General features: G+C 73.2%; 24 protein-coding genes and 3 tRNA genes. 7 read left to right on the forward strand and 20 right to left on the reverse strand.

Annotated features, from left to right (window positions below):
- Nucleotides 1–6: 6 nt before the first annotated feature.
- The gene (locus ACZ6O5_RS19165; protein WP_431935883.1) at nucleotides 7–1,344 is read right to left on the reverse strand and encodes an ABC transporter substrate-binding protein; all 1,338 of its coding nucleotides are present in this window, start codon (nucleotides 1,342–1,344) and stop codon (nucleotides 7–9) included.
- A 166-nt stretch (nucleotides 1,345–1,510) separates the two neighbouring features.
- Here ACZ6O5_RS19165 and ACZ6O5_RS19170 point away from each other — a divergent pair, with 166 nt between their 5' ends.
- The gene (locus ACZ6O5_RS19170) at nucleotides 1,511–1,900 is read left to right on the forward strand and encodes a hypothetical protein (protein WP_465978767.1); all 390 of its coding nucleotides are present in this window, start codon (nucleotides 1,511–1,513) and stop codon (nucleotides 1,898–1,900) included.
- 33 nt (nucleotides 1,901–1,933) lie between these two features.
- Entirely contained in the window at nucleotides 1,934–2,638 is a 705-nt protein-coding gene (locus ACZ6O5_RS19175; protein ID WP_405091928.1) for a DUF2786 domain-containing protein, read from the forward strand.
- 23 nt (nucleotides 2,639–2,661) lie between these two features.
- Here the strand turns inward: ACZ6O5_RS19175 and ACZ6O5_RS19180 are convergent, their stop codons facing one another.
- Complete coding sequence (locus ACZ6O5_RS19180; protein ID WP_281933532.1) at nucleotides 2,662–3,177, reverse strand: SRPBCC family protein; 516 nt, start codon at nucleotides 3,175–3,177, stop codon at nucleotides 2,662–2,664.
- 161 nt (nucleotides 3,178–3,338) lie between these two features.
- Here ACZ6O5_RS19180 and ACZ6O5_RS19185 point away from each other — a divergent pair, with 161 nt between their 5' ends.
- On the forward strand, nucleotides 3,339–4,193 hold the full coding sequence (locus ACZ6O5_RS19185) for a hypothetical protein (protein ID WP_465978770.1): 855 nt from the start codon (nucleotides 3,339–3,341) through the stop codon (nucleotides 4,191–4,193).
- Between the two features lie 48 nt (nucleotides 4,194–4,241).
- Here the strand turns inward: ACZ6O5_RS19185 and ACZ6O5_RS19190 are convergent, their stop codons facing one another.
- From ACZ6O5_RS19190 to ACZ6O5_RS19230, 9 genes are all read right to left on the reverse strand, one after another.
- Nucleotides 4,242–5,417, reverse strand: coding sequence for a Fic family protein (locus tag ACZ6O5_RS19190; protein WP_465978772.1), 1,176 nt, complete (start codon nucleotides 5,415–5,417; stop codon nucleotides 4,242–4,244).
- 359 nt (nucleotides 5,418–5,776) lie between these two features.
- Nucleotides 5,777–5,850: transfer RNA gene (locus ACZ6O5_RS19195), tRNA-Phe, on the reverse strand.
- A 74-nt stretch (nucleotides 5,851–5,924) separates the two neighbouring features.
- A tRNA-Asp gene (locus tag ACZ6O5_RS19200) sits at nucleotides 5,925–5,998 on the reverse strand.
- Nucleotides 5,999–6,031: 33 nt separating this feature from the next.
- Nucleotides 6,032–6,104, reverse strand: a tRNA-Glu gene (locus tag ACZ6O5_RS19205).
- Nucleotides 6,105–6,259: 155 nt separating this feature from the next.
- On the reverse strand, nucleotides 6,260–7,057 hold the full coding sequence (locus ACZ6O5_RS19210) for a polysaccharide deacetylase family protein (RefSeq protein ID WP_465978774.1): 798 nt from the start codon (nucleotides 7,055–7,057) through the stop codon (nucleotides 6,260–6,262).
- Nucleotides 7,058–7,135: 78 nt separating this feature from the next.
- Complete coding sequence (locus ACZ6O5_RS19215; protein WP_465978776.1) at nucleotides 7,136–8,083, reverse strand: MerR family transcriptional regulator; 948 nt, start codon at nucleotides 8,081–8,083, stop codon at nucleotides 7,136–7,138.
- The gene (gene idi, locus ACZ6O5_RS19220; protein WP_465978778.1) at nucleotides 8,073–8,693 is read right to left on the reverse strand and encodes an isopentenyl-diphosphate Delta-isomerase; all 621 of its coding nucleotides are present in this window, start codon (nucleotides 8,691–8,693) and stop codon (nucleotides 8,073–8,075) included. The genes ACZ6O5_RS19215 and idi overlap by 11 nt, the downstream gene beginning before the upstream one ends.
- A gap of 114 nt (nucleotides 8,694–8,807) precedes the next feature.
- Nucleotides 8,808–10,289, reverse strand: a complete 1,482-nt coding sequence (gene crtI / locus ACZ6O5_RS19225; protein ID WP_465978780.1) for a phytoene desaturase family protein — start codon at nucleotides 10,287–10,289, stop codon at nucleotides 8,808–8,810.
- A gap of 35 nt (nucleotides 10,290–10,324) precedes the next feature.
- On the reverse strand, nucleotides 10,325–11,479 hold the full coding sequence (locus ACZ6O5_RS19230) for a polyprenyl synthetase family protein (protein WP_465978782.1): 1,155 nt from the start codon (nucleotides 11,477–11,479) through the stop codon (nucleotides 10,325–10,327).
- Between the two features lie 64 nt (nucleotides 11,480–11,543).
- On the opposite strand from ACZ6O5_RS19230, the gene ACZ6O5_RS19235 reads away from it, so the two are divergent.
- Nucleotides 11,544–12,470: a phytoene/squalene synthase family protein gene (locus ACZ6O5_RS19235; protein ID WP_465978784.1), complete on the forward strand. Its 927-nt coding sequence runs from the start codon at nucleotides 11,544–11,546 to the stop codon at nucleotides 12,468–12,470.
- Complete coding sequence (locus tag ACZ6O5_RS19240) at nucleotides 12,467–13,789, forward strand: cryptochrome/photolyase family protein (RefSeq protein WP_465978786.1); 1,323 nt, start codon at nucleotides 12,467–12,469, stop codon at nucleotides 13,787–13,789. The genes ACZ6O5_RS19235 and ACZ6O5_RS19240 overlap by 4 nt, the downstream gene beginning before the upstream one ends.
- 10 nt (nucleotides 13,790–13,799) lie before the next feature.
- Here ACZ6O5_RS19240 and ACZ6O5_RS19245 read toward each other — a convergent pair whose 3' ends face one another.
- Entirely contained in the window at nucleotides 13,800–14,900 is a 1,101-nt protein-coding gene (locus ACZ6O5_RS19245; protein WP_465978788.1) for a serine hydrolase domain-containing protein, read from the reverse strand.
- Nucleotides 14,901–14,993: 93 nt separating this feature from the next.
- On the opposite strand from ACZ6O5_RS19245, the gene ACZ6O5_RS19250 reads away from it, so the two are divergent.
- Nucleotides 14,994–16,478, forward strand: coding sequence for a dihydrolipoyl dehydrogenase family protein (locus ACZ6O5_RS19250; RefSeq protein WP_465978790.1), 1,485 nt, complete (start codon nucleotides 14,994–14,996; stop codon nucleotides 16,476–16,478).
- Between the two features lie 4 nt (nucleotides 16,479–16,482).
- Here the strand turns inward: ACZ6O5_RS19250 and ACZ6O5_RS19255 are convergent, their stop codons facing one another.
- The 3 genes from ACZ6O5_RS19255 to ACZ6O5_RS19265 are packed head-to-tail and all read right to left on the reverse strand — an operon-like array spanning nucleotide 16,483 to nucleotide 17,915.
- Nucleotides 16,483–17,247, reverse strand: a complete 765-nt coding sequence (locus ACZ6O5_RS19255; protein ID WP_465978792.1) for a crotonase/enoyl-CoA hydratase family protein — start codon at nucleotides 17,245–17,247, stop codon at nucleotides 16,483–16,485.
- A 36-nt stretch (nucleotides 17,248–17,283) separates the two neighbouring features.
- Complete coding sequence (locus ACZ6O5_RS19260) at nucleotides 17,284–17,709, reverse strand: PIN domain-containing protein (RefSeq protein ID WP_465978794.1); 426 nt, start codon at nucleotides 17,707–17,709, stop codon at nucleotides 17,284–17,286.
- Complete coding sequence (locus ACZ6O5_RS19265) at nucleotides 17,706–17,915, reverse strand: type II toxin-antitoxin system VapB family antitoxin (RefSeq protein ID WP_465978796.1); 210 nt, start codon at nucleotides 17,913–17,915, stop codon at nucleotides 17,706–17,708. The genes ACZ6O5_RS19260 and ACZ6O5_RS19265 overlap by 4 nt, the downstream gene beginning before the upstream one ends.
- Before the next feature lie 122 nt (nucleotides 17,916–18,037).
- Here ACZ6O5_RS19265 and ACZ6O5_RS19270 point away from each other — a divergent pair, with 122 nt between their 5' ends.
- Nucleotides 18,038–18,889 carry a Rieske (2Fe-2S) protein gene (locus tag ACZ6O5_RS19270; protein WP_465978798.1) on the forward strand — a complete coding sequence of 284 codons (852 nt, stop codon included), beginning with the start codon at nucleotides 18,038–18,040 and terminating at the stop codon, nucleotides 18,887–18,889.
- 74 nt (nucleotides 18,890–18,963) lie between these two features.
- Here the strand turns inward: ACZ6O5_RS19270 and ACZ6O5_RS19275 are convergent, their stop codons facing one another.
- The 5 genes from ACZ6O5_RS19275 to ACZ6O5_RS19295 all read right to left on the reverse strand — a co-directional run bounded on the left by ACZ6O5_RS19275 (nucleotide 18,964) and on the right by ACZ6O5_RS19295 (nucleotide 21,600).
- Complete coding sequence (locus ACZ6O5_RS19275; RefSeq protein ID WP_465978800.1) at nucleotides 18,964–20,007, reverse strand: LysM peptidoglycan-binding domain-containing protein; 1,044 nt, start codon at nucleotides 20,005–20,007, stop codon at nucleotides 18,964–18,966.
- A gap of 15 nt (nucleotides 20,008–20,022) precedes the next feature.
- A complete protein-coding gene (locus tag ACZ6O5_RS19280) occupies nucleotides 20,023–20,451 on the reverse strand; it encodes a hypothetical protein (protein WP_431935899.1) in 429 nt (142 codons plus the stop codon).
- Nucleotides 20,448–20,918 carry a TadE/TadG family type IV pilus assembly protein gene (locus ACZ6O5_RS19285; protein WP_465978802.1) on the reverse strand — a complete coding sequence of 157 codons (471 nt, stop codon included), beginning with the start codon at nucleotides 20,916–20,918 and terminating at the stop codon, nucleotides 20,448–20,450. The genes ACZ6O5_RS19280 and ACZ6O5_RS19285 overlap by 4 nt, the downstream gene beginning before the upstream one ends.
- On the reverse strand, nucleotides 20,915–21,325 hold the full coding sequence (locus tag ACZ6O5_RS19290; protein WP_465979076.1) for a TadE/TadG family type IV pilus assembly protein: 411 nt from the start codon (nucleotides 21,323–21,325) through the stop codon (nucleotides 20,915–20,917). Before ACZ6O5_RS19290 ends, ACZ6O5_RS19285 begins: the two co-directional genes overlap by 4 nt.
- 74 nt (nucleotides 21,326–21,399) lie before the next feature.
- Nucleotides 21,400–21,600 carry a hypothetical protein gene (locus tag ACZ6O5_RS19295; protein WP_465978803.1) on the reverse strand — a complete coding sequence of 67 codons (201 nt, stop codon included), beginning with the start codon at nucleotides 21,598–21,600 and terminating at the stop codon, nucleotides 21,400–21,402.
- Nucleotides 21,601–21,602 lie beyond the last annotated feature (2 nt).

Consider the following 21,602-nt stretch of genomic DNA (forward strand, 5'->3'; position numbering starts at 1 on the left):
TCGGGCTCAGTCCCGGATCTGCACCCCGGCGTCGGCCAGCGCGGTGATCGCGGCCGCCGACTCGCCGAATCCGATCACCAGCACGGCCTCCGGGCCGAAGCTCTTGATGTCCCCGGCGATGCCGGTGAAGTCGACGGGCGTCTTCGGGTCCTCCGGCGGCGTGTAGGTCAGCAGCTTGACCCGGTCCGCCCCGACCCCGGCCTTCTCCAGCTCGGCCCGGACGTTCTCCTGGAGGCCCTCGCCGTAGGAGTCCTTACGGGCCAGCAGCACGATCTTGCGGGGGCCGTCCCGCAGCATCACGTCGGCCAGCGCGCGACCCTGGAGGCTGTCCGGCGGGGCGGTACGGAAGTAGAGCCCCTTGTCGTCCACGGTGCTCAGCCCCGCGTCCGTGTTCGACGGCGAGAAGAGGATCCGCCCGGCGGCCACCACGTCCGGCAGCACCGCCCGGGAGATGCCGGACGCGCCGGCGCCGATGATGACCGGGATGCCCTGGGCGACGTGCGTGGCAACGGTCGCCTTCGCCACCGCCGGGTTGGTGCCGTCGTCGCCCTCGACGAACTTCACCGGTTCGCCGAGCACCCCGCCGCCGGCGTTGATCTCGTTGACCGCGAGCGTGACCGCGGCGGCCATCGGCGGGTACGCCAACGCCAGGTCACCGGTCTTCGGCAGCAGGCCGCCGAGCACCAGCGGCGCGTCCTTCGCCTTGCCGGCGCGGGGCTTGCGGCCGCGCGGCGGCGTCTTGGTGCTCGCCCCGGACTCCTCGCCGGCGCCGACGAACTCGGTCTTCGCGTCGTCGAGCTGCTGGTTGTCGAAGTGCAGCGTGCCGTAGCTCGCGGTGGCCGGCTCGCCGTTGTCGGTGAAACCGGCCCGGGTCAGCGACACCCCCCGGTACTCCAGGTCCTGGCCGGCACGGGCGAGCTGGAGGCAGACGGCCACCTCGTCGCAGCGCTGGCCGCCGGTGGTCACGCCGACGATCTGCTTGGCGATCTCGGCCGGCGCGGTGGTGCCGGCGAGCTGGGCCGCCAGCGCGCTGATCACCACGGCGTCGTACGACTCGGCGGAGTAGAGATAGTCCGTCAGCTTCGGATTGACGTTGCGTAGCCGCTCCTTGAAGCTCTCCGGCAGCGGCGTGAGCGGGGTGGTGCCCTTCATGCCGTTGAGGAGATTCGCCCGGTCCTTGAGTTCCGCGGCGAAGGAGTTCTGCATGTTGCCGTCGGTGCCGTAGAGGCGGACCTGGGTGGTGCCCGCGTCTTTCGGCTCGTCACTCCCGCAGGCGCTGGTAGCGAGCAGGAGCGCCGCGCAGGCCATGGACAGGGCCGCGCGCGACGTGCGATTTCCAAGCATGGTCGTCCTTCCTCCGGCGAAGGTCCGCTGCGCACATTAGCGTGCCGGCGCGGCACGCGGGACTGTGGACCGGGCTCCGTCGGCACCCCGACTGCGGGTATCACTCTCGGTGATCGACATGCTGGTTCCGGGTCACCGCTTGACCCCCGGCGTTACTGTTCCGCAGGTGACCGATGACGCACAGCAGACGCTGGACGACGCGACCGCCGTGCTCCGTTCGGCGTTGGCCGGCGACGGCGCCGGTGTGGTCGGCGCCTTCGACGCGGTGGTGGACCGTTCCGGGCTGGCCGGTGCGTACGGGGTGGCCTGGTGCCTGGCCGCCACCATGCTCGGCGACGACGCCCCGGCGGGCACCGCCGCGCTCGACTTTCCCGACATCGACCAGGCCGACTACGACACCCGCTGGGTGGCCCGGTTCGTCAGCGCGTACGCCAACGACGACGCCGACACCGGCGAGGCGCTGTTCGGTGCGGCAGCGGCCGACGGGTTGCTGCCCGACTGCCTGCTCACGCTCGCCGGATCGACCATCGCCACGCTGCGCAGCCGGGAGGACTGACCAGCCGTCGCCTGGTTGTGGTAACCCTGACTGATGTCCGAGGCGATGCTCAGCAAGGTGCGCAAGCTGCTCGCCCAGGCCGAGGACCCGGCCTGCACGCCCGCCGAGGCGGCCACGTTCATGGCCAAGGCCACCGAGCTGATCGCCCGGTACGGCGTCGACCGGGCGCTGCTCGCCGCCCGGGACCCGGCCGTCGACCCGGTCGGTGACCGGACGGTCGAGGTGGTCGCCCCGTACGCCCGGGACAAGGCCGGCCTGCTCGCCGCCGTCGCCGACCCGCTGCGCTGCCGCTGCGTCCGCCGCCGCCACGGCAACGGCTTCGCCATGCACCTGTTCGGCTTCGCCAGCGACCTGGAACGGGTCGAGCTGCTCTTCACCTCGCTGCTGGTCCAAGCGGCGCACGGGCTGGCCGGGGCCGCCGTGCCGGTCGGGGAGCACCCGGCCGCGTTCCGGCGCACCTGGCTGGCCGGCTTCGCCCAGGTGATCGCCGAGCGGCTCCGCGCGGCCGAGGCCGGCGCCGCCGCCGAGGCCGGCGTGCCGTCGGTGGCGCTGGTGCTCGCCGACCGTTCCGACCGCGTCCAGCGCCGGCTCGCCGAGACGTACCCGCGACTGCGTACCGCCCCGCGCCGCCGGCTCGCCGGAGGTGGCTTCGGCTCGGGTGCCGCCGCGGGCCGCCGGGCCGACCTGGGCGACACCGGCCTGACCGGCAGCGGCGCGAGCCGGGGCATCGCCGGCTGAGCCGCGCGGTCGCGTGGGGTCGGTCAGTCGGTGGTCCGGGTGACCGTCGCCAGGTAGCGGCAGAGCAGCTCGTGCCAGCCGGCGGTGAGTGCCTCGCGGTAGCCCTCGGCGGCCGAGCCGTGCCGGTCGAAGTAACGGTGCTCGACGTCCACCCGGGTCGAGTCGGGGCCCTCCGGGTGGAAGAGCACCTCCACCTCGCTGGCCCGGGCCGGGTCCGGCACCGGCACCCGGTCCGGCCCGATCTGCCAGGTGAAGACCAGTCGGCGGGGCGGATCCCAGGTCAGCACGCGGCCCCAGTCGTTGCGGAAGCCGTACGGGCCGATCTCGTAGAGCATGCCGCCGGCCCTCGGCTCGACCCCGAGCCCGGCCAGCGCCTCCGGCCCGGACCAGGTGTATTCGCGCACCCACCAGTCGGCCAGCGCGCCGGTGAAGACGGCGTACGCCCGCTCGCCGGATGCCGGGACGAGGATGCTGCTGCGGAGGTAGAAGCGGTCGGATTCCTGCCGGACCTCATCCGGATCGGCCATCTCCTGTCCCATAAGCCCGGACCATACCGGCTGATGTCTCGCTGTGCAGCTTTGCTTTCGGCTGCTTCCGGACAGCGGGAACGCCGGTTCCCGACCGTGAACCGCCCGGCGGATGTCGGATCCGAAAGCGGGTAACCGCCGCTGGCCCGGACCGACCGATGGGGGAGCGGAGCATGAGCGACAGCGGAGCCACCGAACGGGCCCGGGAGCCGACCGTCTCCCGGGCTGCGGCCGAGCCGGAGCCGGACGTCCTGCTCGACGTGCCGGAGTTGTCGGTCGACGAGATCCGGCTCGCGGTCGACGGGCTCGACGCGGACCTCTCGCTGCGGGCCCGGCTGGCCAACCTGCTCCAACTCGACGCGGGCGTGCGGGTGCACCTGGAGGGCGTCGAGCTGGACATCACCGGGGTCCGGGCCGAGGCCCTGCTCAAGGTACGGCTGGAGAAGCTGGTGCAGATCCTGGACCGGGCGCTGACGACTATCGACCGCAACCCGCAACTGATCGACGCGCTGGCTCGCTCCGTCGGAGTGACGGTCGACGACGTGCACCGGGCGACCGGCCGGGTCGCCGGGCCGGTGGTGGAGGAGGTGGCCGAGAGCGGTGAGGTGCTCGACCGGGCCGGACCCGCCGCGGTGGACTCGCTTGTCCGGGCTGCGCCGCCCACCGGCGACCGGTCGGCGGACGTCCCGCCCGAGGAGGTGGGCCCGGAGAGCGGTGAGAGTGCCTGGCCGGCCGGTGCGGCGCCGACGCATGCGGCCGATTCGGGGGAGCCGTCCGCGTCCGCGACGGAGGCCGGGGCCCGCGGTGCCCCACCGGCTGGTGCGGCCACTACCGCTACCCGCGGTGGCGAGGGTGGGATCGGCGGAAGTGGCGCCGGATCAGGTGACGGGGAGCCGGGGCGGGGACAGTCGCCGGGTGGCGGGGCAGGACAGTTGGCCAGCCAGGCCGGCCAGGCGCTGCGTCAAACCGGCCGGAGTGTCTGGGAAGCCATCCAGAGCGGTGTGCGCCCACAGCGCGCAGAGCGCTGACCCGGTCCCCGAGGCCGGGGGTGACGACGAGGAGATCGCGAGTTGCGACTACCGGGAATCGATGATCCGAAGTACGTCCTTGGCGGCGAAGAGGCGGGCGTAGCGTCGTCCCGTCCGCTCCTGCAGGATCCCGAGATGCTCCAACCGGCGGATGGCAGTGTTCACCGCCGGATAAGAGACGCCGTACATCTTGGACGCGGTGGTTGGGCTGATCATCGGGTAACCGATCAGGTCCTCAACGATCCTGACGGCTACCCCCCGCACGTTGGCGTCTCTGAGGCGCTCGAGCGCGTGCTCCTTCCAATCGAGTAGAGCGTCGATGCGGTCGACGGCCAAGACCGCCTGTGCTCGTACTGCCTCTGAGAAGAACCGGATCCAGGGATCGAACTTGCCGGTCATGCTGGTCCGGAGGAGGTGGTCCTGGTACTCCCGCCGTCGCACCTCCAACCATGGCGAGAGGTTCAGAACCGGAACGCGCAGCTCTCCTTCGGAGGCGAGTTGGAGTACGCAGACCAACCGCCCCAGGCGACCGTTTCCGTCGTTGAACGGATGAAGTGTCTCGAACTGGTAGTGGCCGAGGGCCATCTTGGCAATCAGTGGAAAGTCGTCCCTGCCGGTGATCCAGTCCTCCCACGCCTCCAGGCCAGCCTGCAACTGGTCGCCCGGTGGCGGAGGGACGAAGCGGGCTTCGTTGACGCGGCCGGCGCTGAGGCCGATGAAGACTTGGATGGTCCTGACGTTGCCGGCGTCGGCTGTTTCCCCGCAGGTTCCCCGTACGAGGATCTTCTGGAGTTCGCGCAGCATGCCGATGGTGATCGGCCTGTCCTTGATCCACTCGTACGCCAGCTCGGCGGCTCGGACGTAGTTCACGACCTCGGAAACGGTGGCTGATACCTCCCGGTCCGCCAGGAAGTCGGCCTCAAGCACGTCGTCCAGTGCTGCATAGGTTCCCTCAAGGGCGGAGGTGCTGACAGCCTCGCGGCGGATCGCCGGCCTTGCCAGAAGCATGGGGTTTGGAAGCCTGATCGCTGCCTGATCAAGCCGCGCCACGGCAGCGGTTGCCGCGGTGAGGTTCCGGAAGGTTTCCTGCTCGAGGGTAAGGCGGATCGGCAGAGGGTGCGGCAGGAACGCCTGGTGATCGTAGGGCTCGTCGTACCGAGCGTCGTGGCCGTTGATCGGGACCAGGATGCCGGCGGGAGACGAGGCGAACGCCTCGAGGTCCACGGTTTGTAAGCCATCCCCTAGAAACTTTAATTTCAGCGCTGTAATTAGAAGTCCAGCTTAGCGCTCGAGGTCACATCTAAAGTCTCGAGTTCCAAACTTACATTTGGGGCCTGGGTTTGCAACTACGGAGCGCTAGCGCGATCCGCGCCCAAGCGGAGCTGACGGTTACTCAGAGTGGCGATACCTTGCTGGAATGTACCCCCGTGGCCGCAGTGCGTGAGGGCTTGAAACCCTCGCGGCCATGACGCGAGCTGCTCGTCCTCGCGAATCGACCCGGACGGACGGCTGGCGGTAGGAAAGCAGAACGCCGACCGGCGTTTCCGCTGGTCGGCGCTCCTGTAGCCCGGCGAAAGGCTATGTGGCCAGGGGCGGGGTCGAACCGCCGACCTTCCGATTTTCAGTCGGACGCTCGTACCAACTGAGCTACCTGGCCGTGGTGCTCGGCACATGCTATCGCACTGCCGATACGCAGAACGCCGCGCATGAGGTGCGCGGCGTCAGCGCTTGCGGTCCTGACGGGACTTGAACCCGCGACCTCCGCCTTGACAGGGCGGCGAGCACTCCAACTGCTCCACAGGACCTTGCTGATGTTGCATCCGGCGCGAGCCGGACCGTGCCCCCAACGGGATTCGAACCCGTGCTACCGCCTTGAAAGGGCGGCGTCCTGGGCCGCTAGACGATGAGGGCGGCCCCGCCATCATTGCACACTCGCAACTTCAAGCGGACTTGCTCCCATCCGGCCCCGCCGGAGGCAGGAGAAGCATATGCCATCCCTCCTCGGACGGCCAAACCGGTATGGCCGCCCGCACACCGCCGAGCGAAGCCGCAGCTCAGCGACGGTGTCACCGGAGCCGGACGATGCCGTACCGCCGTTTGAGATCGGGAATCAGGCGCCGGCACGCGGCCATGGTCTGGGTTCGGTCGCCGCCCGCGTCGTGCATCAGCACGACCGAACCGTGATGGGCAGCCGACTCCACCCGCGCGATGATCTTCTTCGCCGGCGGGTGGTCCCAGTCCTGCGGGTCGACGCTCCAGTGCAGCGGACGCAGGCCCAGTTGCCGGGCGACGGTCAGCTCCTCGGCGGTCCACCGGCCGCCCGGCTGGCGGAACCAGGTGATCGGCGCATCGGGCGCGGCGGCGCGGATGGCCCGGTTGGTCCGTTCCAGGTCGGCCCGGATCTCGGCCGCCGGCCGCCGGCCGAGGTCCACGTCGTGCCGCCAACTGTGGTTGCAGAGCTGGTGCCCCTCGCGGACGATCTGGGCCACCAGGTGCGGGTAGCGCTTGGCCTGCTTACCGACCAGACAGAACGTGGCGGTGACGTGGGCCGCCCGGAGCTGGGCCAGGATCTGCGGCGTGTAGCGGGGGTCCGGCCCGTCGTCGAACGTGAGCGCCACCCCGGGGCTGCCACTGCGCCGGTGCAGCCCGGCCGGGAGCTTCTTGGGCAGCGGACGCAGCGTCGGCTTCGGCTTCGGGGTGGTGCGGCTCGGCTGGGGCTTCGGACTGGGTGTCGGCGTCGGCGACGGCGCGGCCGGGACGGACGGCTGGGCGGTGACCCGTTGGGGGGCCTTGCCCGGGCCGCCGCAGCCGGTGACGAGGAGTACCAGGCCGAGGGCGAACGCCAACAGGGTGCGTCGAGGCATCTGTCGCTCCCGGAGGGGGTCGGGTCAGACGGACTTTCCGACCGTAGTGGACGCCGCCCCCGGAGCGGGAGTGGGGCCTCAGCCCGCCGTCGACTGATCCAGCGAATCCCGTACGGCCACGGCCAGCGAGAGCGCCTCGGCCAGGTCGACCGGGCGGACCACTCCGGCCGGTAGCGAGTCGGCCCGCCAGCCCGGCCCGGCGGCCAGCACCAGCAGCGGCCGGCGCGGGGCGGCCAGCAGCGCGATGAGCTGGTGCGGATCGGCGGTGGCGCGGATGTGCGACCAGACCACCACGGCCGCCGGCCCGGTCCGGTTGACGGCCTCGACCAGGGCGGGCGTCGGCACCCGGGCCCCGAGCATGCGATAGCTCACACCGATCTCGGCCAGCGCGGCGGCCAGCGCCTCCAGGGGTAGCGAGTGCTGCTCCTCGTCCGCGCAGGAGAGCAGGATCCGAGGCGTTCCGACGGCCGGGTGGGCGCGCGCCACCGACGCGAACGCCTCGGAGACGCACCGGGACATCAGGTGCTCCACCTCGATCAGACCGGCGGTGGCGGCGTGCCGCTCCCCGATGCCGGCGAGCACCGGCCGGAGCAGCCCCTCCCAGGTCGCCACCACGCCGTCCGCGGCGAGCGAGTCCGCGATGGTGCGGCCGATCGCCACCGAGTCCAGCCGCATGGCGGCCCGGGCCAGGCCACGGGCGACCGGGCCGGCCCGCCCGACCGGGATGGTGGCCCCGCCGCCGTCCCGGGCGGTGCTGACGCCGGCCTTCAGGCCGAGCCGTTCCGGCGGCGGCACGGCCGGCGCCTGCCGGGCCCAGCGGGCCGCCTCGGCGGGCGACACCCCCTCCACGGTGAGCCGCCGCATGATCTCCAGCCGGGCCAGGTCGGCGGGCGTGTAGCGCCGGTGGTGGCCGGGCACGTGCTCACTGGGGCCGAGACCGTACCGCTGGTGCCAGGTGCGCAGCGTGGTGACCGCCACGCCCAACCGGCGCGCGACGGCCCCCGCGCTCAGCGCCTCATCGGCCACCCGACCGCTCCGGTGCCTCGGCGGCGGGCACGCCCGACCGGGATGATTCGGCGGGCTCGCCCGACCGGGCCGGGTCGGCCGGGTGCAGGAGCCGGTTCACCACGCCGCCCAGCCAGGGCGCGTACGCCCGGGGGTCGGCGTCGAGGTCGGCGATCACCGCGACCGGATCCACCCAACGCAACTCGGCCACCTCGTCCGGGTCGGGCCGGGTGGGCAGGTCGGCGGGCACGTCGGCGCGCAGCACGTGGTCGTACTCGAACTCGACCCGGCCGGTGGCCGGATCCTCGGCGTAGTAGAGGTACGTCCCCACCTCGGTCAGGTCGACCGGATCGACGCCCAGCTCCTCACCGAGCCGGCGGTTGGCGGCGTCGACCAGCGACTGGCCGGGCAGCGGGTGCCCGCAGCAGGAGTTCGCCCAGCGCAGCGGGAACCGGGTCTTGACCGCGGCCCGCCGCTGGAGCAGGACCCGCCCGGCGGGGTCGACGAGCAGCACCGAGAAGGCCCGGTGCAGCCGGCCGGGCGGCTGGTGGGCGGTGGCCACGCTGGTCTCGCCGATCACCCGGCCACCGTCGTCGACCAGCTCGACCAGGTGCTTCTCCCGCCCGGTCATCGGGCCCGCCTTTCGTTCGCGACTGCGGGGCTCCGCTTCGCTGCGCTCCTCGCGCTCACCGGGCCCGCCTTTCGTTCGCGACTGCGGGGCTCCGCTTCGCTGCGCTCCTCGCGCTCACCGGGACTGCCCGGTGATTCGCGCGGCGGCCAGCTTGCCACTGATCAGCACCATCGGCACCCCCACGCCGGGCTGGGTCCCGGAGCCGACGAAGACCACGTTGCCCAGCGTGCGGTGCAGGTTCGACGGTCGGAACGGGCCGGTCTGGAAGAGGCTGTGCGCGGCGGCGAACGGGGTGCCGGCGGCCATGCCCTGCGCGGCCCAGTCGGCCGGTGTGACGGTGCGCAGCACCTCGATGCCGTCGCCGAAACCGACGTAGCCGCGCTCCTCCAGCGTGGCGACGAGCTGGTCGGCGTAGCGCCCGGTGAGGTCACCGGCCCAGTCGAACGGCGCCCGGTCGAGGTTCGGCACCGGGGCCAGCACGTAGTAGGTGTGCCGGCCGGCCGGGGCCACCGACGGGTCGGTGCGGCTCGGGTTCGTCACCAGCAGCGACGGGTCGGTCATCAGCTCGCCTCGCCGGATCACCTCGTCGAACGTGCCCTTCCAGGCACGTCCGAAGTGGATGTTGTGGTGGGCGATCTTGCCATAGCCCTGCGTCGAACCGACGTGCAGGACCACACAGGACGGCGAGTAGGTGAGCTTGCGCTGCCGGCTCTCCGGCAGCAGCTCCTGGTAGGCGACGGGCAGGTCGGGGTTGAGCACCACCACGTCGGCCGGGACGAACTCGCCGTCCGAGGTGATCACGCCGGTGGCCCGGCCGTGGGCGGTCTCGACCCGGGTCACCGTGGTGCCGTACCGGATCTGCACGCCGTGCTTCTCGGCCGCGCCGGCCATGCCGCGGGAGACCGCGTGGATGCCGCCGCGCGGGAAGCTGACCCCGGCCACCGAGTCGAGGTACGCGATGACGGTGTAGATGGCCAGCGCGTCGTGCGGCGACAGGCCGGCGTACATCGCCTGGAAGGAGAAGATCCGCTGGGTACGCGGGTCGCGGAAGAATTGGTTGATCTTCGTCTGGAGTCGCCGGAACGCGCCGTTGGCGAACAGCTTCAGCAGGTTGCCGGTGAGCAGGTCGGTCGGCGCGTCGAGGTTGCGCTCGATGAAGTCGGCCCGTTCCCACTTCCACAGGTTGCGCGCGTAGTCGACGAAGCGCAGGTAGCCGTCCGCCTCCCGGGGACCGCAGACCTTGGCGATCTCGGCGGCCATCCGGGTGGTGTCGGTGATGACGTCGAGCGTCGACCCGTCCGGGTAGTAGGCACGGTAGGCCGGGTCGAGCGGGGTCAGGTCGAGCCAGTCGCGCAGCTCCTCGCCCACCGCGCCCAGTGCCTCGGCGATCAGGTCGGGCATGGTGAGCACGGTCGGCCCGGTGTCGAACTCGTACCCGTCGACGCTGAGCCGGCCGGCGCGCCCGCCGGGCACCGGCTCGCGTTCCAGCACGGTCACCTGACGGCCGCTGCCGGCCAGGTGCAGCGCGCAGGCCAGCCCACCCAGCCCGGCGCCGACCACGACCACCCGGTCGGTCCGTCCGTTCACGGTGCGCATTCCGGCTCCCTTGCTCGTGCTCACGAAGGTGTTCATCAGGACCGCCGCGCGGTGGCGGCGGTGGCGAGGCCGGTCAGCGCGGTGCGCGCGGTCTCGTCGATAGGTGCGGTGTCGAGCGCGGCCAACGCCTCGGTGACCCGCTCGGCGATCATCCGTTCCACCCCGGCCGCGGCCCCGGTGTCCCGGACCAGGTCGGCCAGGTGGGCCACCTCGGACGCGTCGGCGACCGTGCCGGCCCGGTCCAGCGTGCGGCGCTGGGCCGGGTCGGCGAGCTGCCGGGCCAGCATCAGCAGCGCGGTCGGCTTGCCGGTGCGCAGGTCGTCCCCGGCCGGCTTGCCGGTGGTCGCCGGGTCGCCGTAGACGCCGAGCAGGTCGTCGCGGAGCTGGAACGCCTCACCGACGGCCAGCCCGTAGCGGGTATACGCGGCGATCAACGGGCCGTCCGCGTCGGCGCCGCCCAGGCAGGCACCGAAGAGCAGCGGTCGCTGGACGGTGTAGCTGGCGGTCTTGTAGCGGGCCACCCGCAGTGCCCGGTCGACCGACCAGCTCGCCGCGTCGTTCTCGCCGAGCACGTCGAGGAACTGCCCGGCGACCGTCTCCACCCGCATCTGGTCGTAGCAGCGGCGCACGTCGAGCAGCCGGTCCGCGGGCACGGTGGCGTGTGCCATCAGCCGGTCGGCCCAGACCATGCAGAGGTCGCCGATGAGCACGGCCACCGCCTCGCCGTACCGGTCGGGATCCCCGGTGTGCCCGGCGGCCCGGTGCCGCGCGGCGGCGGCGCGGTGTGCGGTGGGCCGGCCGCGCCGGGTGTCGGAGGCGTCCATCACGTCGTCGTGCACCAGCGCGAACGCGTGCAGCAGCTCCAGCGCGGAGAGGGCGGGCAGCACCGTGCCGAGCGGCGCGTCGCCGCCGACCACCCCGCGCCACCCCCAGTACGCGAACGTGGGGCGCACCCGCTTGCCGCCGGCCAGCACGCAGTCGCGTGCGGTCGCGGCGAAACCACCCATGGCTGCGTCGATCTCGGTCAGCGCGTCGACTTCGGCGGCCAGGAATGCCGTCAACGTGTCGTCAACGCCCCTGACCAGGTCTTTCGTGAACGCGGCCAGTACGCCGCGGACCGGATCGTCCGTCGCTTCCGGCTGTGCCGGCGCGACGCGGAGCGCATTACCCGCAACTGCGTCGTTGGCCATGTGAGGGAGCGTACCCTAGGGTTACGAGTTGCGTCGATTGCTGCGTCGAAACCGAGGAGGGCCGGTGGACACGGATCTCACCGCTGCCTATGACCGTTGCCGCGAGCTGCACCGGCGTCACGGCCGTACCTACTATCTCGCCACCCGGCTGCTCCCCGCTTGGAAACGGCGGCATGTGCACGCCCTGTACGGCTTCACCCGCTACGCGGACGAGATCGTCGACCGCACCGAGGACCTGCCGCCCGCCGAGCGGGCCGCCAGGCTGCGCGAATGGTCGGACCGGTTCGTCGCCGGCCTGCACGGTGCGTCGGTCGACGACCCGCTGCTCCCCGCCGTGCTGCACACCATCGCCGTGTTCGACCTGGACCGCGCCGACTTCGCGTCGTTCCTGCGCAGCATGGCGATGGACCTGACGGTGATGTCGTACCCCACCTACGACGACCTGCTCGACTACATGGAGGGCTCGGCCGCCGTCATCGGCACCATGATGCTGCCGATCCTGGGCAGCTCCGATCCGGCCGCCGCCCGGGAACCCGCCCGCCAGCTCGGCTTCGCGTTCCAGCTCACCAACTTCATCCGGGACGTCGCCGAGGACCTCGACCGCGGCCGGACCTACCTGCCCGACGAGGACCTGGCCAAGTTCGAGGTCACCCGCGACGACCTGCTCGCCGCGAAGGCCGCCGGGCGGACCACGCCGGCGATCCGCGAGCTGATCGAGTACGAGGTGACCCGCGCCCAGGCCCACTACCTCGCCGCCGCGCCCGGCATCCCGCTGCTCAACCCCGCCTCGCAGGCGTGCATGCGCACCGCGTACGCGCTCTACGGGGGCATCCTCGACGAGGTCGCCGCCCAGGAGTTCGACGTCTTCGTCCGCCGGGCCCTGGTGCCGCAGCGGCGGCGGATGTCGGTGGCCGCCCGGTCGCTGCTCACCCCGACCGGCACGCCGGTGCGGGTGCCCGGCCCGGCGCTCACCCCGGCCCTGGCCGGATGACCGAGCGTACGGCCGTCGTGCTGTTCACCCGCGACCTGCGGGTGCACGACCACCCGGCGCTGGCGGCGGCCGTCTCGGCGTTCGACCGGGTGGTGCCGCTCTACGTGCTCGACCCGACATTGCAGAAGCTTTCCCCGAACCGCACCCGCTTCCTCCACCAGAGCCTGGCCGAGCTGCGCGAGTCGCTGCGCAGACGCGGCGGTGACCTGGTCGTCCGACGCGGCGACCCGGTGGCCGAGACGGTCAAGCTGGCGCGGCAGGTCGGCGCCGAGGGCATCGGGCTCTCCGCCGACGTGACCCGGTACGCCCACCGGCGGGAACGCCGCCTGCGCGCCGAGTGCGAGCGGCACCGGATGTTCCTCCGGCTCTTCCCCGGGCTGACCATCGTCGAGCCGGGCGCGCTGCGGCCGGCCGGCGGCGACCACTACCGGGTGTTCAGCCCCTACTTCCGGGCCTGGCAGGGCGTGCGGCTCCGGGAGGAGTTGGCCGCGCCGAAGCGGGTCCGGCTGCCCAACGGCGTCGACCCGGGCCGGCTGCCGGAACCGCCGAAGGGCGACAGCCCGGACGCCGCCGAGGGCGGGGAGAGCGTCGCCCGGCGCCGCCTCACCGCCTGGCTGCCCACCCTCGACCGGTACGACGACATCCACGACGACATGGCCGGCGACGACACCTCCCGGCTCAGCCCGTACCTCCGATGGGGTTGTGTCTCCCCGCTGGCGGTGGCGAACCGGGCCGGGGACCGCGACGGGCCGTTCGTCCGGCAGCTCTGCTGGCGCGACTTCTACCACCAGGTCGTCGCCGGATTCCCGGACCTGTCCACCACCGCCTACCGGCGGAGCGCCCGGGAGGACTGGCGGGACGACAGCCACGCGCTGGCGGCCTGGACCGAGGGGCGCACCGGGATGCCGATCGTGGACGCCGGCATGCGGCAGATGCGCGCCCAGGGTTGGATGCACAACCGGGCCCGGCTGATCACGGCCGGCTACCTGACCAAACATCTCGGGCTGGACTGGCGGCCGGGCCTGGACGTCTTCTTCCGCTGGTTGCTCGACGGCGACCGGGTCAACAACTCCGGCAACTGGCAGTGGGTGGCCGGCACCGGCAACGACTCCCGGCCGTACCGGGGCTTCAACCCGGTGCGGCAGGCCGAGCGCTACGACCCGGACGGCGCGTACGTGCGGCGCTGGGTGCCGGAGCTGGAGTCGGTGCCGGGCAAGGCGGTGCACCAGCCGTGGCGGCTGCCCGACGGGACCCGTCGGGGCCTCGACTACCCGTCACCGCTGGACGTCCCCGGCAGCGATCCGGTCTGGATGCGCTGACCGCACCCGGTCACAGGCAGGCGTGCCACGCCTCGACCAGCTCGTCCACCCGGTCGTGGTCGGCCAGCCGCGCGGTCGCGTAGGCGAACGTGTAGCCGCGCGCCGGGTCGGCCCAGGCGCTGCTGCCGCCGATGCCGCCCATGCCCCAACTGCCGTCCGGCTCCCACTGCATGCCGAGCGTCCAGTGCGCCGTCCGGTCCAGCACCAGATCCGGGCCGGCGTACTGCACCCGGGTCGCCTCGGCCACCAGGTCCGCACCGAACAGCCGGATCCCGTCGAGGATGCCGCCGGCGAGCAGACCCGCGTAGAACCGGGCCAGCCCGGACGCGGTGGCGTGCAGGTTCACCGCCGGGATCTCCGCGGCCCGCCACGCGTCGCCGTTCACCACGGCGACGTCCCGCCCGCCCGGCGGGTTGTCCAGCGCCCGGGCCCGCAGCGAGCCGGGCTCACCGCGCATCCGGTCCGGCCAGCCCGGATCGCCGTACGACAGGTCGGCGCACCGCCGCCGGTCGGCCGGGCCCAGTCCGAAGGCCAGATCCAGCCGCCACGGGCCGGCGATCTCCTCGGCCAGGAAGCGCCCCACCGACCGCCCGTCCACCCGGCGGACCAGCTCACCCACCAGGTGCCCGTACGTCCAGGCGTGCTCGCCCGCGACGGTGCCCGGCACCCACTCGGGCTCGGCCGCGGCCAGGTCGGCGCAGAGCAGCTCCCAGTCGGTGACCGCCTCGGCGGGTCGGGGCACCGGGAAGGCCGGCAACCCGGCGGTGTGGTCGAGCACCTGCCGCACGGTGGCCGGGGCGCGGAACCCCGGCCAGTACGCGGACACCGGCGCGTCCAGGTCGACCCGACCCCGGTCGACAAGCAACAACAGGCAGCACGCCACCACCGGCTTGCCCACCGAGTAGACGTCGACGAGCGTGTCCGGCAGCCATGGCCGACCCGCCCCGACGGCCGGCGTCACCGCACCGGGCGGTACGGCCGCGCGGCTGCCGCCCACCAGCTCCAGCACCGGTGTGCCGTCGTGCCAGACGGACAGCGCCGCGCCGGTCTCCCGGCCGGCGGTGAACAGGTCGTGGAAGCAGTCCCGGACCGGGGCGAAACGCGCGTGCATCCGGTCACGGTAGGCCGTCGCACTCATTACCGGCGGAGGAATTCCGGCCGGGTCCGGTGGTCGGCGGCCCCGGCCGTGCGGAATGCTGGCGGGATGGCAGAGCCGGAACTGGTGGACGTGGTCGTGGTCGGGCTCGGCGTCGGCGGCGAGGAGGTGGCCGAGCGGCTCGCCGAGGCCGGCCTCGACGTGGTCGGCATCGAACGGGACCTGGTCGGCGGCGAGTGCCCCTACTGGGGGTGCGTGCCGAGCAAGATGATGATCCGGGCAGCCAACGCGCTGGCCGAGGCGCACCGGGTGAACGAGCTGGCCGGCTCCGCGCAGGTGCGCCCCGACTGGGCGCCGGTGGCGAAGCGGATCCGCCAGGAGGCCACCGACACCTGGGACGACAAGGCGGCGGTGGACCGCTTCACCGGCAAGGGCGGCCGGTTCGTACGCGGCAGCGGCCGGCTCGACGGCCCGAACCGGGTACGCGTCGGTGACCAGGTCTTCGAGGCCCGCTACGGGGTGGTGCTCGGCACCGGTACCCGGCCCTCGATCCCGCCGGTCGACGGGCTGGCCGACACGCCGTACTGGACCAACCACCAGGCCATCGAGGTCGAGGAGTTGCCGGGCACGATGCTGGTGCTCGGCGGCGGCGCGATCGGGCTGGAACTGGCCCAGGTGTTCGCCCGGTTCGGCGTGCGGGTCACCGTCGTCGAGGCCGGCGACCGGGTGCTCGCCGTCGAGGAACCGGAGGCGTCCGCGCTCGCCGCCGACGCGCTGCGCGCCGACGGGGTGGAGATCCACACTGGGGTCAAGGCCGGCCGGGTCAGCCACGACGGCGACGAGTTCACCGTCCACGGCGACGGCGTCTCGTTCCGCGGCGAGAAGCTGCTGGTGGTGACCGGCCGCCGGGCACACCTGGAGGAGTTGGGGCTGGACACGGTCGGCGTGGAGGCCAACCAGCGCTACCTGCCGGTCAACGACCGGATGCACGTCACCGAGGGCATCTGGGCGGTCGGCGACCTCACCGGCGAGGGCGCGTTCACCCACATCGCCATGTACCAGGCCGGCATCGTGGTGGCCGACGTGCTCGACCACATGCGGCGTACCCGGGGCGGGCCGGACGCCAGCGGCACCGCGAGCGTGGTCGGCGGCGCGGCCGGCGTGGTCAGCGCCGTCGGCGGTGCGATGAGCGCGGGCGGGTCGACGGTCGCGCCGGGCAGCGTCCCGGTCGCCGACTACCGGGCGCTGCCCCGGGTCACGTTCACCGACCCCGAGGTGGGCGCCGTCGGCCTCACCGAGCAGCAGGCCCGCGACCGGGGCATCAACGTCCAGATCGGGTACACCGACCTGACCTCGTCCACCCGGGGCTGGATCCACAAGACCGGCAACGCCGGTTTCGTCAAGCTGGTCGCCGACGCCGACCAGGGCGTGCTGGTCGGCGCCACCTCGGCCGGCCCGGCCGGTGGCGAGGTGCTCTCCGCGCTGCTGGTGGCCGTGCACGCGGCGGTACCGATCAGCCAGCTCCGGCACATGATCTACACGTACCCGACGTTCCACCGGGCCATCGAGGACGCGTTGCGCAACCTGAAGTGACGCCTCAGCCGGCCGGCGCACCGTGCCGGCCGGCACCGGCGGCGAACCGGCCGGCGCCGCGCACCCCGTCGACCGCGAGCGACTCCGTGCCGTAGGCCAGCTCCACGGCGAGTGCCTCCGGCTCGGGCCGGCCGGCGCCGTCGAGCAGCGCCGCCCGGTCGTTGCGCAGGCAGGTCTGCGGGTGCCGGGCGATCCCGGCGGCCAGCCGCTCGGCCTCCGCCCGCGCCGCACCGGGCGGGACCAGCCGGTTCACCAACCCCATCGCGTACGCCTCGTCGGCCGGCACCGGCCGCCCGGTGAGGATCAGGTCCATCGCCCGGCTCTCCCCGATCAGCCGGGGCAGCCGGACCGTCCCGCCGTCGATCAACGGCACCCCCCACCGCCGGCAGAACACCCCGAGCGTCGCGTCCGACTCGGCGACCCGCAGGTCGCACCAGAGCGCCAGCTCCAGGCCGCCGGCCACCGCGTAGCCGGAGATCGCGGCGACGACCGGCTTGGACAGGCGCATCCGGGTCGGACCCATCGGACCGTCGCCCTCGGCCTCGACCCGGTTGCCGCGCGCCGTGCCGATCGCCTTGAGATCGGCGCCCGAGCAGAACGTGCCGCCCGCGCCCCAGAGCACGGCGACCGCCGCGTCCGGGTCGGCGTCGAACGCGCGGAACGCGTCGGCGAGCGCCCTGGCGGTCGGCCCGTCCACCGCGTTACGGGCCTCCGGCCGGTCCAGGATCACCGTGGTCACGCGGTCGGCGTGCTCGACGCGTACCCCCATCGTCCCAGCATGCCCGCGCGAGCGCCGGGCACGCTACTACTTGATCGCGCCGGGTGGGGCCAGCCAGCGCATCGGCTGGCCGGTGACCGCGCCTACCTGGTCGAAGTCCCGGTCGTAGTGCAGCAGCGAGAGCCCGTGATATTCGGCGGCGGCGGCGATGAGCAGGTCGACCGCATCGGCCGACCGGTGCGCCCCCCGTGCGGTCAGGTCGAGCTGCGTCTCCGCCGCGCGCTCATAGACCCGGTCGGGCATCGTCACCCATCCGAAGACGGTCCGGAGCTGATCCGCCAGTTGCGCGCGATCGGCGACGGACCGGGCGGTGTAGAGGAATTCCAGTTCGACGAGGGGACAGACGGCGACCAGCCCGGCGGTCACCGTCTGCTCCCACCGGTCCAGTACCTCCGGGTCACGAAGTAGCCGGACGAGGGCGCTGGTGTCGATCAGGTAGTCGGCGAGCTTCACGAGCGGTAGTGCCCCCTGTCGAGCAGCTCGTCAAAGTCACCCGCCCGTCCACGGCCGGCCAGTTCGGCCAGGGCGCGGGCGCGGCGGAGGCGGGCCGCGCCCTCGCGCAGAGCCACGTTGACCGTGTCCTTCTTGGTCTTGGTGCCGAACGCCCGGGCCGCGTCCGCCAGTGCCTCGTCGTCGACGTCCACCAGGATCTTGGTCATACCGCCCCCTATATACGACCGACCGTTGCAGTATATCCAGGATGTCGTCCGCCCCGGCCGGTCCGGTCAGGGTTTTGCCCGGCGTCCGGTTTGGGGGCTCTGCTGCCGGGAAGTCGGAACAGGTGCGCGAACTACTGACGAAGCTCGAACAGGCCTCCGGGCTCGACCGGGTCGGCGACCGGGTCCAGCGCGTCGTGCAGGGCACGCTGCGCTCGCAACGCGTCCGGGACGCGCTGCACGGCGTCTGGCTGGGCCATCCGCTGCACCCCGCCATGGTGCAGGTCCCGGTCGGCGCGTGGATCTCCGCCGCCGTGGTGGACCTGCTGCCGGGCCAGCGCCGGGCCGCCACCGCGTTGGTCGGGCTCGGCACGGTCAGCGCGTTGCCGGCGGCGGTCGCCGGGTGGAACGACTGGGCGGCGCTCTCCCGGGACCAGCGGCGGATCGGGCTGGTGCACGCCGGGGCCAACATCGTCGGCCTCACGCTCTACGCCGGCTCGCTGGCGGCCCGACTGAACGGGCGGCACGGCCTCGGCCGGGCGCTGGCCTACCTGGGGCTGTCCGCCGCCGGCGGCGGCGCGTACCTGGGTGGGCACCTCGCCTACAAGCAGGGGGCCCAGGTCAGCCAGAGCGTCTCCGACCTGCACCTGATCGGCGAGGGCTGGCACCCGGTGGGCGACCTGAACAGCCTGCCGCAGCGCGAACTGGTCACCCGGGAGATCGACGACGTCTCGGTGATCCTCTACCGGCACGGTGACGACGTCACCGTGATGTTGGAGCGCTGCCCGCACCAGAGCGGCCCGCTCGGTGAGGGCGAGGTGCGGCAGATCGACGGCCACGCCTGCGTGGTGTGCCCGTGGCACGGGAGCGCGTTCCGCCTCAACGGCGGCGAGGTGGTGCACGGCCCGGCCGCCAACGACCAGGTCGTGCTGCCCACCCGCGTGGTCTCCGGCCGGGTCGAGGCCCGGCTGCCCTGATCCGGCGCCCGCGCCGGCGGCGCATCCGGCAAGCGGCGGCGCACCGGCCCCAGTCGCGCCGCGACGCACCGGCCTCAGTCGCGGCGGTGCCGGCCGTTGCCCAGCGCGCGGCTGCTCAGCGCGCGGGCCGGCACCGGCCGGCGGCGCAGTCCGAGGACAGCGCCGATCTGGGCGCCCACGATGCTCGCCACCGCCAGCACCGCCGAGATGGCCAGCGGGCGGTTGATGCCCTCCTCGGCCGTGGCCCGGGACGCGCCCGCCGCCATGGCCGGCGGTTGTCCCTCCGGTGCCTCCACCGTGGGCGTGGTGTCCCGCGCCGGCGTGTGCGGCGCGGGCTTCGGCTTCGGTTTCGGCGCCATCGCTGACGTACCGCCCCCGTCGGGCTTCGCCGGGGCGGGCTTCGCCGGCGTCACCACCAGCCGGCCGGCGGCGTGTCGACGGGCCCCCTCGTCCACCGCGCCGCCGGGCAGTTCGAGCAACTGGCCGGGGCGGATCCGGTCCGGGTCGGCGAGCCGGTTCAACCGGGCCAGCTCCCGGTAGCGGTCGAAGTCGTCCAGGTAACGGTCGGCCACCTCGCCCAGATAGTCGCCCTTCGCCACCCGGTACACCGCCGGGCCGGTGGCGTCCGGTGCGGCAGGCGTCGGCGTCGCGAGCTGAGGTGCGGTGTACGCCGTGGTGACGGCCGGCGCGGCGACCACCGGTTGCGGCGCGGCCAGCGTCGCGGCACTGGCCGCGGCCGGGCTCGCCGCCAGGATCAGCGCCACGGAGCCGACCAGCGCGGCGGCGGCCCGCTGCTGGCGGTGCATGCCGGGCAGCTTCGGCGCGGGTCGGCGCAACGCCGACGCGAGCAGTTCCACCACGACCGAGAACGCGAACGTGGCCCAGCCGAACCAGCCCACCACGGCCAGCGCCCGCAGGAAGAGCTGCCCGTCGTCGCGGCTGGTCAACGCCGTACCCACCTCGGCCAGGGTGGGCAGGTGGTCGGGCAGCGGGTTGCCGGCGAAGGCCAGCAGGGCGACCGGTCCGCCGACCAGCAGCCCCACGAGCACGACGAGAGCGCCGAGCCCGGTGAGAACCTGGCCGGCGCGGTGGACGGCGGAGCGTCGGGGTGCACCCATGGCGGCCTTCCCTTCCTACGGTCCGGTGAGCGCCCGAGCGGTGGCCTCACCGGTGACGGTGGCGGTCTTCTGCGCGCCGAAGAGCCCGATCAGGTCCCGGCGGTAGGTGATCCGGACGCGTACCCGGATCTGGGTCTCGAGGCCGACCACGGGGAAGTCGACGTCGTGGCCACCGACCCCACCCGCGGCGCTGAGATAGTCGGCGACGGCCGCACGTGCGGCGACCTGGTCGATCCGCTTCGGACCGCCCTCGATGGCGCTCGCGCGGTCGATCATCTGACCGCCGCTGCGAGCCGCCTCGGCGGCCAGGTTGTCGGCGCGTTGCAGCGTTCGGAGCTGCCCGGCGCCGTCGTAGGCGAGGCTGACGACGGCCAGCACGCCGGTCATCGCCACGGCCAGGAACAGGCTCACCCGGCCGCTCTCCGCCCCACGCCGGCCGGTCATCCGCGGCTCCGGTAGGTGTCCAGCGGCGAGGTGAAGCGCGCCGCGACCGTCCTGCCGCCCGGCACCCCGGGCAGGCCGGGCGCGCGCAGGTCGTCGAAGGAGACGGTGCAGGTGACCGTCACCGTGACGGTCGCCGGCACGCCGGCCGCGCTCCGGTACGCGGTGGCGAAGGTGGTCTCCTGCCCGGCCACCGACCCGCTCAGGTCCAGCCTCGGCGGGGCGGTGCAGCGCAGGCCGGACCAGTTGAGCTGGTCGCGGGCCGCCTGCTCGGCGGCCTTCTCGCCGGCGCGGGCGTCGCGCGCCAGGGAGGCGGCCCGGGCGGCGTCGTGCGCGGCGGACTCCACCGCCTCGTCGGCGACGGCGGTCCGGCCGGCGACCCCGGCGAGCACCATCAGCCCGATGAAGGCGGGGGCGAGCACCGCCACCTCGATCGAGACGGAACCGCGGTCCCGTGGCACCGGCCTCATCCCGTGGTCCAGCGTTCGGCGGGACCGTGCGCGGTCTGCGTGACCTCGAAGTCGACGCCCGGGACGACCGACAGGGAGCGCCCGCGCACCGTGCAGGTGACGTCGGTGGCGGTCTCCACGCAGGTCGGGCCGTTCTTGTCCCAGCCGACCAGCCAGTCGCCGGAGCGGCGCAGGAACGTGATCGCCTGCGCCCGGCCGGCGTCCGGCCCGGCGTCGTACGTGCGTTGCGCGTTCACAGCGGTCTGCGCCGCGTTGAGCGCGGTGGACCGGGCGACGAACCAGACGCCGACCTGGATCGAGCCGAAGAGCAGCACCAGGATGGCCGGCATCATCACGGCCAGCTCGACCGGGTTGGCGCCCCGCTCGCGCCCGCCCGCGTCGAGGCGGGCGCGCAGCGTGGCGGCGATCCGCCCCGGACCGCGCGGAACGGGCCGACCGGCGGGTGCCGGTCGGCGCCGAACCGTACGGGCGGGGTGGGAGATCACGGCGCGGTGTTGTTCGGGATGGCGTTCATCCAGTCGTTCGCCTTGGTCAGAGCGAGCGTGGTGACCGCCATGGCCACCGCGACCAAGCCAAAGATGATCACGGCGGTCGGGACCGGGCTGTCGCCGCGCTCGCTGTCCCCGCGTAGTTCAGCGAGGCGGGTGCTCACCGTCGCGTAGAGGTAGGCGTAGAGGTGCATGG

The organism is Micromonospora sp. NPDC049201 (assembly GCF_055586805.1).

Bases quoted from the DNA above. Each gene is read 5' to 3' on its own strand.
- ACZ6O5_RS19165 (WP_431935883.1), bottom strand. From the start codon at position 1,344: ATGCTTGGAAATCGCACGTCGCGCGCGGCCCTGTCCATGGCCTGCGCG.
- ACZ6O5_RS19175 (WP_405091928.1), top strand. From the start codon at position 1,934: ATGTCCGAGGCGATGCTCAGCAAGGTGCGCAAGCTGCTCGCCCAGGCC.
- ACZ6O5_RS19180 (WP_281933532.1), bottom strand. From the start codon at position 3,177: ATGGGACAGGAGATGGCCGATCCGGATGAGGTCCGGCAGGAATCCGAC.
- ACZ6O5_RS19185 (WP_465978770.1), top strand. From the start codon at position 3,339: ATGAGCGACAGCGGAGCCACCGAACGGGCCCGGGAGCCGACCGTCTCC.
- ACZ6O5_RS19210 (WP_465978774.1), bottom strand. From the start codon at position 7,057: ATGCCTCGACGCACCCTGTTGGCGTTCGCCCTCGGCCTGGTACTCCTC.
- idi (WP_465978778.1), bottom strand. From the start codon at position 8,693: ATGACCGGGCGGGAGAAGCACCTGGTCGAGCTGGTCGACGACGGTGGC.
- crtI (WP_465978780.1), bottom strand. From the start codon at position 10,289: ATGCGCACCGTGAACGGACGGACCGACCGGGTGGTCGTGGTCGGCGCC.
- ACZ6O5_RS19230 (WP_465978782.1), bottom strand. From the start codon at position 11,479: ATGGCCAACGACGCAGTTGCGGGTAATGCGCTCCGCGTCGCGCCGGCA.
- ACZ6O5_RS19240 (WP_465978786.1), top strand. From the start codon at position 12,467: ATGACCGAGCGTACGGCCGTCGTGCTGTTCACCCGCGACCTGCGGGTG.
- ACZ6O5_RS19245 (WP_465978788.1), bottom strand. From the start codon at position 14,900: ATGCACGCGCGTTTCGCCCCGGTCCGGGACTGCTTCCACGACCTGTTC.
- ACZ6O5_RS19250 (WP_465978790.1), top strand. From the start codon at position 14,994: ATGGCAGAGCCGGAACTGGTGGACGTGGTCGTGGTCGGGCTCGGCGTC.
- ACZ6O5_RS19255 (WP_465978792.1), bottom strand. From the start codon at position 17,247: ATGGGGGTACGCGTCGAGCACGCCGACCGCGTGACCACGGTGATCCTG.
- ACZ6O5_RS19265 (WP_465978796.1), bottom strand. From the start codon at position 17,915: ATGACCAAGATCCTGGTGGACGTCGACGACGAGGCACTGGCGGACGCG.
- ACZ6O5_RS19275 (WP_465978800.1), bottom strand. From the start codon at position 20,007: ATGGGTGCACCCCGACGCTCCGCCGTCCACCGCGCCGGCCAGGTTCTC.
- ACZ6O5_RS19280 (WP_431935899.1), bottom strand. From the start codon at position 20,451: ATGACCGGCCGGCGTGGGGCGGAGAGCGGCCGGGTGAGCCTGTTCCTG.
- ACZ6O5_RS19285 (WP_465978802.1), bottom strand. From the start codon at position 20,918: ATGAGGCCGGTGCCACGGGACCGCGGTTCCGTCTCGATCGAGGTGGCG.
- ACZ6O5_RS19295 (WP_465978803.1), bottom strand. From the start codon at position 21,600: ATGCACCTCTACGCCTACCTCTACGCGACGGTGAGCACCCGCCTCGCT.